A 12145-nucleotide genomic window follows, 5' to 3' on the forward strand; every position below is an offset into this window, starting at 1 on the left:
GAACAAAACGTTAAGCCTTCCTCTGGGGAGGCTTTTTTGTTCAACGTTTTTGTTCAAGACAAGCCCTATTCAAAAAATGAATATCTGCTACACTCTCGGCCATTCAACCCACGGAAAGAGTCAATCACATGCCTTGGATTCAAATTAAACTCAATGCCAACAACGATAATGCCGAAACCATCGGTGATATGTTGATGGAAGACACAGGCGCGCTCTCCGTCACATTTCTTGACGCGAAAGACACCCCCGTCTTTGAACCCCTTCCGGGAGAAACTCGCCTTTGGGGAGATACCGATGTGCTCGCGTTATATGATGCACAAGCGGATACCGATACCATCGTGGCACAAATCAAAGCCAGCCAACTGCTGCCTACGGACTTCTCTTATAAGGTCGAGCAGATTGAAGATAAGGACTGGGAACGGGAATGGATGGACAATTTCCACCCGATGAAATTTGGCAGCCGTCTGTGGATTTGTCCAAGCTGGAAAGAAATTCCCGACCCGGATGCAGTGAATGTGATGCTGGATCCCGGCTTGGCATTCGGCACCGGCACACACCCGACAACAGCCTTATGTTTAGAATGGCTCGAAGGGCTGGATCTCACCGGAAAAACCGTGATTGATTTCGGTTGCGGCTCAGGCATTCTGGCGATTGCAGCCATTAAACTGGGTGCCAAACAAGTGATTGGGGTCGATATTGATCCACAAGCCTTGCTCGCTTCCAAAGACAACGCCCAGCGCAACGGCGTTGAGGACCAGCTAGCGGTTTACCTGCCACAAAATCAACCCGACAACCTTAGTGCCGATATCGTGGTGGCAAACATTCTGGCAGGCCCGCTCAAAGAACTTTCTCCGGTCATTCAGTCTCTGGTTCGTCCGGGCGGACAACTGGCAATGTCAGGCGTGTTAGAGACACAGGCAGAAGAAGTTGCCAGTTTCTATCGCAACCAGTTTGATATCGAGCCCATAATTGAAAATGACGAATGGTGCCGAATTTCTGGTCGAAAGAAATAACCATCGCGAATGTAACCGACTAATTGACTGAAAAATAGACAATTTACATAAACAAATTGTAAATGCTCAAATATTAGTCTTTTCACACCGCGAAAAAATGCGTAAAATGCGCGCCCTTGCTGCCTTATAACTGTAATGACGTGTTAAAAATCGGAAACCACCAACTCAAGAACAGTCTGCTCGTTGCCCCGATGGCTGGTGTCACCGACAGACCTTTTCGTGAGTTATGTCTTCGCTATGGTGCTGGCATGGCTGTCAGTGAAATGATGTCATCCAATCCGGCATTGTGGAAAACATCAAAGTCGAGACAGCGGATGGTCCATGAAGGCGAATCCGGGATTCGTTCGGTTCAGATCGCAGGTTCCGATCCACAGTTAATGGCAGAAGCTGCGCAATTCAGCGTTGAGAACGGTGCGCAAATCATCGATATCAACATGGGCTGCCCGGCAAAGAAAGTGAATAAGAAGTTGGCAGGTTCCGCCCTGTTACGCTACCCAGATCTAATTGAGGATATCCTCACCACGGTAGTTCAGGCTGTTCGTGTGCCTGTGACGCTAAAAACACGAACCGGTTGGGATACAGCGCACAAGAACTGTGTTCACATCGCAAAGCTGGCCGAAGACTGCGGCATTCAGGCACTCGCGCTTCACGGAAGAACCAGAGCCTGCCTGTATCGCGGTATGGCAGAGTATGACAGCATTAGAGCGGTCAAACAGGCCATCTCGATTCCGGTGATTGCCAATGGTGACATCGATAGTCCGGAAAAGGCCAAATATGTACTGGAATACACCGGCGCTGACGCATTAATGATTGGTCGCCCGGCACAAGGACGACCTTGGATTTTTCAGGAAATCCAACATTTTTTGGAAACCGGCACAACAATGCCTGCGCTTCCGGTTCAGGAAGTCAAAAGCATTTTGCTTGATCATGTACAAGCGCTCCATCAATTTTACGGAGCGTATCTGGGGCCACGAATCGCACGTAAACATGTGGGGTGGTATCTCAAAGAACATGAACAAGCAAATGGGTTTCGACGGACCTTCAATGCCATAGAAGCAGCCCCGCTGCAACTGGAAGCACTCGAAGGTTATTTTGATAACGTTGCATCATAAAATTAAGAGAAGAGCTAGACCGAATATGTTCGAACAAAATCTGACTTCAGAAGCTTTAACCGTTACTACCGTTACTTCACAAGACCAAATCACGCAGAAGCCTCTTCGTGATTCCGTTAAAGCATCTCTTAAAAACTATCTTTCCCAGTTAAATGGCCAAGAAATAAGTGAATTATACGAATTAGTTCTCGCTGAAGTTGAGCAGCCGCTACTCGATACGATCATGCAGTACACTCGCGGTAACCAAACTCGCGCAGCAACCATGATGGGTATCAACCGTGGAACACTTCGCAAAAAACTGAAAAAGTACGGCATGAACTAATCACAGTTCATTAACCATTTGAATTTAAAGCCCGAAGTTGAGCAATCAGCTTCGGGTTTTTGTTTGTGTGAAGCCGTACCTGATTATGACCAGCAACCAATGTTGTGAGGACAGTTAACCTACACACCGAATTTTTTGATCAGTGCAGTTATAAACAGAAAGCTGTAAAACCAAATACAATTTAGAAGGAGATTCCTTGCCTTCAAGGTCCATATTTGACTGCGTTTCTCACTATATGGACGATACGGCGCTGGATATGCACATTTGTGCCGCATCGATGGCATCCGAAAAGCCCTTCAGGCTGTCTACACAAGCAATGAAAATGTCCATGTTTAGCGGTATCAAAGAGTAAACATGAACCTTTTATTATGCTACCGTAGACCGATATTTAATTTGATGGAGATAAATAATGAACAGCGGTTGGGTAAACTTCTTTCCGTACTTTGCTGGCGCTTTGAAGCTTATTGTATTAGGTATTGGAGCCTACTTAGCTATTAAATGGCATTTTGATGAAGATAAGAGGGTGAAGGAAGCAGCTGGTGAGGTATTTGATAAACCAAGCGCCATGAAAAAGGTGGCAATGATACTAGCATTCCCAGTCCTTCTCACCCTTCTCATTATTCTCGTTGTTTATGCAACTAACTGGGTACTCTACTGATAGGCTTTGGTGATACGTTCGATGCTTATCGATTTCAAATAGTGTAATGAAATTACGAAATATGCAGCGAAACTGATAATACAACATCAGACAACAGGGTCACTATTAATGAAAGAAGTGTTCAATGATAAAACAACGTCCCTCATTCTCAGTAGAGTTAAACCCTAAAAATTTATAAATTCCCGACACCGCCATCAATAAGCAGTTCGGAGCCAAGCATATAAGAGGACTCATCGGAGGCAAGGAAAACAGCCGCTTTTGCCAGTTCAAGCGGTGTGCCCAAGCGTTTCAATGGAACCAGCTCTTTCACTTGGTTTATCAGCGCCTCTTGTTCGTTTTCTGGTAAGCCAAATTTGTCAAATGCCTCCGTCAATGTCGGTCCCGGACTCAGTGTATTTACGCGAATTCCCAGATGTTTCAGCTCTCCCGATAATGTCCGGGCAAGCGATATCAGCCCGGCTTTACTGGCTGCGTAAACACTACTTTGCGGTAATCCGATTTGTGCTGACACACTCCCGCATAAAATCACCGAAGCCGAATCAGACAATAACGGCAGTAATGCACGAATCAGGAAGAAAGGCCCTTTTAGATTAGTGTTCATAACCCGGTCAAAGTCTGCTTCCTCCCATTCATTGAATGGCTTGTGTGTCACATCTCCGGCATTGATGTAAATAACATCCAGCCTCGGGAACTGGGTTTTAATTTTGTCCGCCAAAGCCTGTTGCTGTTGGATATCGGCAGCATCACTTTGAATCGTTACCGCATTTTTACCTAAATTTTCACCTAAATAGCTTTGTGCCCTTTCCAAGCCCGCTTCACTGCGACCTGTGATTGCAACGCAGGCGCCTTCCAAACAAAACTGCTTTGCAGTTTCCAAACCGATCCCCGCAAAGCCGCCCGTTATCAACGCATATTTATTCTGTAGTCTTGATGTCATGATGTCCTCTGTTGTACTGGTCCTCATTCAGGGGCATTATGACAACCATGGTTTCAATTGAATAGTAGGTACCAAATGGATACTAAAGGAAAAAATTCAAATAAAACCATCAATAGCGTATCAGGTTGTCCTATGGTGGATTTTGTCAACATTGTTTCAGGTAAGTGGGCAATCCCAATTCTCTATCGGCTCATCGTGACGAACGATATGATACGGTTTGGGGAATTACAGCGGGCAATCGGGCCAATCACACAAAAAGAATTAACCAAGCAACTGAGGTCGTTTGAAAAGCTCGGACTCGTGATGAGAACTGTCTATCCGGAAATGCCCCCCAGAGTCGAATATTGTGTTACCGATTTGGGCAGAACACTGAAGCCGACTTTAGATTCCTTGGCTCACTGGATGACCGAGCATCGAGAACAACTGATTCAAGAGTCAACGCCATCAGGTTCGGTAGACAATTGAGTTGGCCAAGTCTTAATTTTAACGAACTTGAATGAACATGGTTTAAAGCGCGCCCGTGATATCGCGATGAAGATGTTGAATCAACTGCAATGCATCAAAGTGAATCAGTTCGCTACCCGCTTAACAAAAAAGTAATTTATTTACATTTATACAACAATTTTCTGATATACCTAAGTTGGAACACTATCTCTATAAAGAGAGGAATTGTTGTTATGTTTTTCAGCCTACGCCAAACCAAAATAAGAACACGACTGTATCTGCTGCTTTTCGCAAATATTTTATTAATTATGATGTTATTCACCAAACTCTTAATAGAATATAAGCATGACCTCATGGAAGATAAGCAGATTAAGACACAACATTTAATTGAAAGCACCTATAGCCTGCTCTCTTACTATCACCGATTAGAAACGGAGGGAACGCTGACCCGTCAAGTCGCACAACAACAAGCACAACAAGCCATCAAACATCTTCGCTATGGCAAAAATGATTACTTCTGGATCAACGACCTCACTCCCACAATGATCATGCATCCCTTTAAACCGCAGCTGGATGGCAAAAACCTTTCTAAGGCCAAAGATCCGACCGGAAAAGCGCTCTTTTTAGAGATGGTGCAAGTTGCCAAGAATCAAGGCGGTGGCGTAGTCCATTACATGTGGCCCAAACCCGGTTCAGAGACCGATGTAGCAAAGGTCTCTTACGTAAAACTATTCAAACCTTGGGGATGGATCATTGGTTCAGGGATTTATGTGGATGATGTCGAGCAACTGGTTGCAGAGAGAACGACAATGGCCTTGTGGTCTGGATTGTTGATTGTGTTGGTCCTGAGCGTATTATCAGCATTGATCATCCGCAGTATCACGCGTCCCTGCGATACAACCCGTCAAGCTCTGAATGATATTTCTCAGGGAGAAGGTGATTTAACCCGCCAGCTCCCCGTCAATGGCAAAGATGAGTTTGCCCAGATTGCAACCGCATTCAACCGCTTTACCGTTAAAATTTGTGACGCGATCCGAAACATTAAGCCAATTTCTGCCAATCTCACCCAGTCTGCAAGAGACCTCAACGCGGTTGCCGAACAGTCTATCGAAAAATCGGAACAGCAATTACAAGCAGCCAATTCCGTGGCCTCTGCGATGAATCAGTTGCAATCAAGCACGCAAGATGTTGCAACAGCGGCAGATGAAGCAGCCCACGCCGCTCAAATTGCCCATCAAAAGAGTCAAGATAGTCGTCAAGTTCTCATCAACGCCTCCCAATATATGACCTCCTTATCTGAATTACTCACTGAAACCGAACAAAATACCCAATATCTGACTAAAGATGCAGATAACGTCGGTGAAGTATTGAATGTCATTCGTGGTGTCGCTGAACAGACCAATTTACTGGCACTCAATGCTGCAATTGAGGCTGCTCGCGCAGGTGAACAAGGACGAGGATTTGCCGTCGTCGCTGACGAAGTACGAACCCTTGCAACCCGAACACAAAAGAGTACTGATGAAATTGAAGAAATCATTACGGTCTTACAGAAACGAGCAAGTCATTTAAATTCGTCCATGGTTCAAACCAAACAACAGTCGCTCGAAACGCAACAAGAAACCCATAAAGCACAAGAGATGCTCAATGACATCAATGAGCAAATCCATACGATTCAAGCACTCAACGAAAATATTGCAGCAGCCTGTCTGCAGCAATCTTCGGCAAGTCGGGACATCAGTCACAACATCACCAATTTAGCCGAGCACAGCCAACAAATCACCGAAAGCGCACAGGATATTGGCAACACCAGCCAGAGACTGCTCCAAGACAGTCAATCCTTAAGTCAGAGTTTTAGTATTTTCAGAACCTGACCACTCTCCCGGTGGTGGGGGGTACAAGGGGCTGAACATTCCGCTCAATGCGCCCGAACGTAACTATAAAGATCCAAACCATAAATCCGAGTTGGTGTGTGCTTTAACGCCTTATCATGCATTGAACGGGGTTCGTCCGTTAGATGACATCATCCAGACGTTAACGAAAATGAATCTTCAGCCGATTGAATCACAGGTCAATCAGCTTCGTGCAGACTGAACCACCACATCACACAAACGAACCCGAGCAATTCGATTTGTTCCGGACCGGTTGAAGGAGCAATGCGCGCAAATATACTGTGCCATAGCATCGGGATGCCGAGAGCAATACTGACCTCATTTTATTGGTCAAAAGTCAGGATAAATCATATCCCGAATGAATATAAATAGATATCAGATCGAGCCGTCTCCGATTATCTATGATTGAGTAATTTGAGGTCACAATAGCTAGCAAACCGAGAATAATCACCGTTTACACCAAAGACAAATCCAGTCACCACAGCATTTGAGAGTTCCAGTTGGAGCTCAAGTTGATTATCAATTTGTATCGTTATACTTCGAGTCACAATATCTTGTGCCTTAAGTCCCATCATCTCAGGAATGTTTCTCCTGACATGTTTAAAGAGCTGATACTGTCTTAAACAAGAATAAAACTTCCCCAGCCGGCCCGATTTCGGTATCCCTTCATACCCACCAGAGACAAACTGATACGACGAATTTCTGTTAATTTTATGATCCAGTATCTGCTGAAATTCAAACAGCATCGTCTTATCAACCTTGCTCTCTTGCGTTAAGTCAAATACAAGCAGAGCCAAAAATGGAATCGCGACAATCAAGCCTAAGATATTTTTTCGCTTCAATTTTCTTTCCTATTTTTGAACTAAAAATAACTTTCATAACACCCCCTTTTTAACATAAAATAACCTACTGTATAATGTAAATAGCATTATTCTCAAGCTAGGAGTACATTTATGACATGTATCATTGCAATAGGAACAATATTAATTTTTACTAGCATTGTTACATTGATTATCATTTTTATTCTAGGTATTTTTTTAGGTCCAATGCTAAAAAAACATGACCCAATGGCTTATAAACGCCTATTCGTTTTTTTTATGCCTTTCTCTGGTGTTCTTTTATATAGTTATGCATACTCCAAATCAAACATAAAAATCTTCCCATTACGTTTAAAGAGGGTATTAACGGCTTTAAAGTATTTAATACCCTATCTGATGATATCGTTTGTCTTAGGCTGTATTTGCTTCCTTATTGCAAATGGAACAAGTCAAGTATTAAACAGTTAATTATTTTCCAAAAACATAGTTGTAAGCACCTTTAAGTCATTTATATCCAGCATCAAACCCATTTTGCACACCTAATACCATACCAGCCAGCCAGCCAGCCAGCCAGCCAGCCGACATTATTTCTGGTTAATGATAGTGAGCCAGACTTAAAAAATAATACATAAATATTTTTCTACAACTAGTAAATTATAATTCTATCACTTCTAATTCAGTAGCATAAAAATCACAGAAGATATTTGTGGTAACACACTTAAGAACAATAAGAAAAATCCATTTCTTATGCACACAGTTCTTTTCTGAACGGTATTATATTGTTCTAGAAAAAGCTTCCCCTGCAAGTAATAGCGTTCTCTAACACAAACCAAATATACTATCAAACCCGCGATGGTAGCCCACCCTATAACTGAAGTAAAAGGCCCTAAGAAAGACTGAAAATTAAAGAGTAGAAATATGATGCTTCGGCCGCCATATAAAAAAGCAAACACAATTAAACTAACATACATGAATGCATGAGCGTGCCAATCCACACTAGGCTCTTGCTTAAGCTGATTGCTACACAAATACCAATAAACGACTCTAAGCCTTAATAAAAAGTTAAAATTCATTTGTTCACCAATTGTCATAAATAGACTGCCAGCCAGCTTTAGATGCCTCACTATCAATAAATAAATTACCGAGCCCCAAACGATTCCTACTCGAACGGCAACTGGTGCAGAAGCCACAAGTGCAGTACCTAGAACAACCGTTGTACTGGCTATTTGCAAACCATTATATATTACATTACCAGCACTGATACTCTCCGTTGTTGAGTATTCTGTCCCAGATCATAACCAGAAAGCCCATAAGAAAGAATCGTTCTCGCTGGCCTCGCGATCTTTGCTCCCGTCTTAAGTGTTGATGATATAGATTCTAGTCCTGCATAGCATAGCTATCGACAACGCTCCTGGTGCCAGGGGCGTATTTTCCAATTCCCCAAGTATAAGCCGTTGGTGAACCAGAATTAGTAAAGGATGAAAGGAACCCAGACCTGCTTTACCTGTCGAATACAAGGAAAATGCCGGAATAGCATCAGCCACACCAATAGCGGTTATACCTTTATTCGCGACATCACCTATCGTTTTAACCGTTTGATATAGGACAGATGACCCCGATTCAGAAGGAGAATTACCACGCCCCCAACATAAGCCCAAGCGTACGGCTCAACTTGTGTTTTACTTAACCCAAGCGGGTTATCAAGTGAAAAATTTTTTTGTTAAGCGAATCCGAGAAAAAATTTTCAGTTCATCCGTTTACCTCACGAAAATCTCTCTGCATTAATGTTGATACATTTGATATAAGTACAAAGTCGGATACCATAAATATGATTCAATATTTATTTTCTAAATGAGTTACATATTCAGGATGACCATGAACAATACAACCATACTTCCCTTCTATTTGATGCAGAATGTAATTCAACACTATGCGTGGGGAAGTACACAATCCATCAACAGCCTATTTAATATCCCCAATCCGGAACATTTGCCTCAGGCTGAAATCTGGATGGGTGCGCATCCGGGCGGATGCTCTCAGCTCGTCACAGGGAATCAATATGACTCTCTTGCTGAGTTCATTCAGCGTCATCCGTCCTTATGTTTATCAGACCAAACCCATCAGACGTATGGTGAGCTGCCATTTTTGTTTAAAGTGCTCGCGGCAGACAAAGCCCTGTCGATTCAGGTTCATCCATGTAAAGCCGATGCGGAAACAGGATATGCGCGTGAGAATCAGCAGGACATCCCGCTCAATGCGCCCGAACGTAACTATAAAGATCCGAACCACAAGCCCGAGCTGGTGTATGCTTTAACGCCTTATCATGCATTGAACGGGTTTCGTCCATTAGATGACATCATCCAGACGTTGACGAAAATGAATCTCCAGCCGATTGAATCACTGCTCAATCAGCTTCGTGCAGACCGAACCACCGCCGGATTTCAGTCATTCTTTATCCATTTGCTGTCTCTGTCCGGAAAGCAGAAATCACAAGCGATTCAGGCGTTGCTGGCTTACGCACAACAGGCTCAGCAAGACGATCCTCTCGCTCGGTTGGTCCTCGATTTAGCCCAAGACTACCCTGAAGACATCGGGCTGTTTTGCGCACTTTTACTCCATTATGTGATTCTACAACCGGGTGAAGCGATGTATCTGGATGCCAAAACACCCCACGCCTATTTGAAAGGGACCGGTTTGGAAGTGATGGCCAGTTCAGATAATGTCCTCCGAGCGGGCCTGACACCGAAGCATATTGACGTTGAGGAATTGGCGAAATGCACATCATTCGCGCCGAAGCCGCAAGAAACCCTGTTGATTGCCCCGGAAAAATCAGAGGATGTTTGTCATTATCCGGTCCCGGTCAATGACTTTAAATTCTCAATTTATCCGGCTCCGGGCGATATCACCCTCGCCACCACCAGCGCAGAAATCATTTTTGCGATCGATGCAGATATCCACCTGCAACATGAAAGTGGTCTAACACTCACTTTACACAAAGGTCAGTCCGCATTTATTCCTGCTGTTGCCGGTGCCTATCTGCTCAACTCATCCGGCCGGGTTGCGCGAGTGTATAACTAGCCGTATCCACGCATATTACCGATTCAAGAAATGGCATCGTTCTCCCTAAACTCGATGCCATTCTTCAAATTCATTCCCAGAAAAAATAACGAATTGGTAATTAATTTACTCATGCCAAACGATTGCGCGAGCTTTTTAGTGATTAATTCGCTAGAATGTGCGCCACAAAATTTAACATCTATATCGTTCAATTAACTCTGTGAATTTGAGGAAGAAGGAAGCCATGAATAACGCTCGCCCTATTCGCCGTGCGCTTATCAGCGTATCAGACAAAACTGGTATTGTAGAGTTTGCCAAAGCACTGGCTGACCGTGGCGTTGACATTCTGTCAACCGGTGGCACCGCCCGCCTTTTAGCTGAACAAGGTCTCTCTGTAACTGAAGTTTCCGACTACACCGGATTTCCTGAAATGATGGATGGTCGTGTCAAAACCCTGCACCCCAAAGTTCATGGCGGGGTTTTAGGGCGTCGGGGACAAGACGACGAGATAATGGCGCAACATGGCATCCAGCCAATCGATATGGTGGTTGTTAACCTGTATCCATTTGCAGCCACCGTTGCCAAAGCAGACTGTTCACTGGCTGACGCGGTTGAAAACATTGACATTGGTGGCCCGACAATGGTGCGTTCCGCAGCGAAAAACCATAAAGATGTCACCATTATCGTCAATGCCTCTGACTATCAACGCGTGATCACAGAGATGGATACGAACAGTGATTCACTCTCGCTGGAAACACGCTTTGATCTCGCAATTGCAGCTTTCGAACATACCGCAGCTTACGACGGCATGATCGCTAACTACTTTGGCAAAATGGTTCCTTCTTACGGTGAAAACAAAGAAGGCGATGCCGATTCGAAGTTCCCTCGGACATTCAACATGCAGTTCGAGAAAAAACAAGACATGCGCTACGGTGAAAACAGTCACCAGTCTGCGGCTTTTTATGTGGAAAGCCATCCTGAAGATGCATCTGTTGCAACTGCTCGCCAGATTCAGGGCAAAGCGCTCTCTTACAATAATATTGCAGATACAGATGCTGCTTTAGAGTGTGTGAAAGAATTCTCCGAGCCTGCTTGTGTGATCGTCAAACACGCTAACCCATGTGGTGTCGCTTTAGGAGATTCGATTCTCGAAGCCTATAACCGCGCCTATCAGACCGACCCAACCTCTGCTTTTGGCGGGATTATCGCATTCAACCGTGAACTGGATGCAGCCACGGCACAAGCCATTGTCGAACGTCAGTTTGTTGAAGTGATTATTGCCCCAACCGTGACCGATGACGCGATTGAAGTCGTCACCGCGAAGAAAAATGTCCGTTTGTTGGTCTGTGGTCAATGGCAAAGTAAAACCACCGGTTATGATTTCAAACGCGTCAATGGTGGTTTGCTGGTTCAGGATCGCGATCAGGGCATGGTCGGCATCGATGATTTAACCATCGTCTCAAAGCGCCAACCTTCCGCCGCTGAGCTAAAAGACGCCCTGTTCTGCTGGAAAGTCGCTAAGTACGTCAAATCGAATGCCATTGTCTACGCGAAAGGTGACATGACGATTGGTGTCGGTGCCGGTCAAATGAGCCGCGTTTACTCGGCGAAAATTGCAGGCATTAAAGCCGCGGACGAAAATCTGAAAGTCGAAGGAACCGTCATGGCTTCCGATGCATTTTTCCCTTTCCGTGATGGTATCGATGCAGCGGCTGAAGCGGGAGTCACTTGTGTGATTCAACCGGGTGGCTCGATGCGCGATGATGAAGTCATTGCTGCCGCTGATGAACACGGCATGACCATGATCTTCACGGGTATGCGTCATTTCAGACACTAATCTGAGTAAGTGCCCGCTGTCAGGGCACTCAATCACATCTTCTCAACGTGCTGTCTCT

11 protein-coding genes are annotated in these 12145 nt (G+C 44.6%); 9 read left to right on the forward strand and 2 right to left on the reverse strand.

The window, feature by feature from the left end:
• Positions 1 to 128: 128 nt before the first annotated feature.
• From prmA to OCU60_RS16260, 4 genes are all read left to right on the forward strand, one after another.
• Positions 129 to 1013, forward strand: coding sequence for a 50S ribosomal protein L11 methyltransferase (gene prmA / locus OCU60_RS16245; RefSeq protein ID WP_074372982.1), 885 nt, complete (start codon positions 129 to 131; stop codon positions 1011 to 1013).
• Between the two features lie 140 nt (positions 1014 to 1153).
• Entirely contained in the window at positions 1154 to 2125 is a 972-nt protein-coding gene (gene dusB, locus OCU60_RS16250; protein WP_228448919.1) for a tRNA dihydrouridine synthase DusB, read from the forward strand.
• A gap of 25 nt (positions 2126 to 2150) precedes the next feature.
• Complete coding sequence (gene fis / locus OCU60_RS16255; RefSeq protein WP_074372980.1) at positions 2151 to 2447, forward strand: DNA-binding transcriptional regulator Fis; 297 nt, start codon at positions 2151 to 2153, stop codon at positions 2445 to 2447.
• A 409-nt stretch (positions 2448 to 2856) separates the two neighbouring features.
• Positions 2857 to 3105: a hypothetical protein gene (locus OCU60_RS16260; protein ID WP_074372979.1), complete on the forward strand. Its 249-nt coding sequence runs from the start codon at positions 2857 to 2859 to the stop codon at positions 3103 to 3105.
• Between the two features lie 172 nt (positions 3106 to 3277).
• Here the strand turns inward: OCU60_RS16260 and OCU60_RS16265 are convergent, their stop codons facing one another.
• The gene (locus tag OCU60_RS16265; RefSeq protein WP_074372978.1) at positions 3278 to 4042 is read right to left on the reverse strand and encodes an SDR family oxidoreductase; all 765 of its coding nucleotides are present in this window, start codon (positions 4040 to 4042) and stop codon (positions 3278 to 3280) included.
• A 75-nt stretch (positions 4043 to 4117) separates the two neighbouring features.
• Between OCU60_RS16265 and OCU60_RS16270 the strand changes: the two genes are divergently transcribed.
• The 3 genes from OCU60_RS16270 (at position 4118) to OCU60_RS16280 (ending at position 6577) form a co-directional block, all read left to right on the forward strand.
• The gene (locus OCU60_RS16270) at positions 4118 to 4507 is read left to right on the forward strand and encodes a winged helix-turn-helix transcriptional regulator (protein ID WP_074372977.1); all 390 of its coding nucleotides are present in this window, start codon (positions 4118 to 4120) and stop codon (positions 4505 to 4507) included.
• A 212-nt stretch (positions 4508 to 4719) separates the two neighbouring features.
• The gene (locus OCU60_RS16275) at positions 4720 to 6357 is read left to right on the forward strand and encodes a methyl-accepting chemotaxis protein (protein WP_074372976.1); all 1638 of its coding nucleotides are present in this window, start codon (positions 4720 to 4722) and stop codon (positions 6355 to 6357) included.
• 37 nt (positions 6358 to 6394) lie between these two features.
• Entirely contained in the window at positions 6395 to 6577 is a 183-nt protein-coding gene (locus tag OCU60_RS16280) for a type I phosphomannose isomerase catalytic subunit (protein WP_228449039.1), read from the forward strand.
• A 193-nt stretch (positions 6578 to 6770) separates the two neighbouring features.
• Here OCU60_RS16280 and OCU60_RS16285 read toward each other — a convergent pair whose 3' ends face one another.
• Positions 6771 to 7217 carry a hypothetical protein gene (locus OCU60_RS16285; protein ID WP_074372975.1) on the reverse strand — a complete coding sequence of 149 codons (447 nt, stop codon included), beginning with the start codon at positions 7215 to 7217 and terminating at the stop codon, positions 6771 to 6773.
• Positions 7218 to 9068: 1851 nt separating this feature from the next.
• Between OCU60_RS16285 and manA the strand changes: the two genes are divergently transcribed.
• Both manA and purH read left to right on the forward strand, forming a co-directional pair.
• Positions 9069 to 10271 (forward strand): mannose-6-phosphate isomerase, class I, encoded by a 1203-nt coding sequence (manA, locus tag OCU60_RS16290; RefSeq protein ID WP_074373011.1) that lies wholly within the window; start codon positions 9069 to 9071, stop codon positions 10269 to 10271.
• A 223-nt stretch (positions 10272 to 10494) separates the two neighbouring features.
• Entirely contained in the window at positions 10495 to 12087 is a 1593-nt protein-coding gene (gene purH, locus OCU60_RS16295) for a bifunctional phosphoribosylaminoimidazolecarboxamide formyltransferase/IMP cyclohydrolase (RefSeq protein ID WP_074372972.1), read from the forward strand.
• The last annotated feature ends 58 nt before the right edge of the window (positions 12088 to 12145 follow it).

The organism is Vibrio spartinae (assembly GCF_024347135.1).
In the GTDB taxonomy this organism is placed as follows: Bacteria; Pseudomonadota; Gammaproteobacteria; order Enterobacterales; family Vibrionaceae; genus Vibrio; species Vibrio spartinae.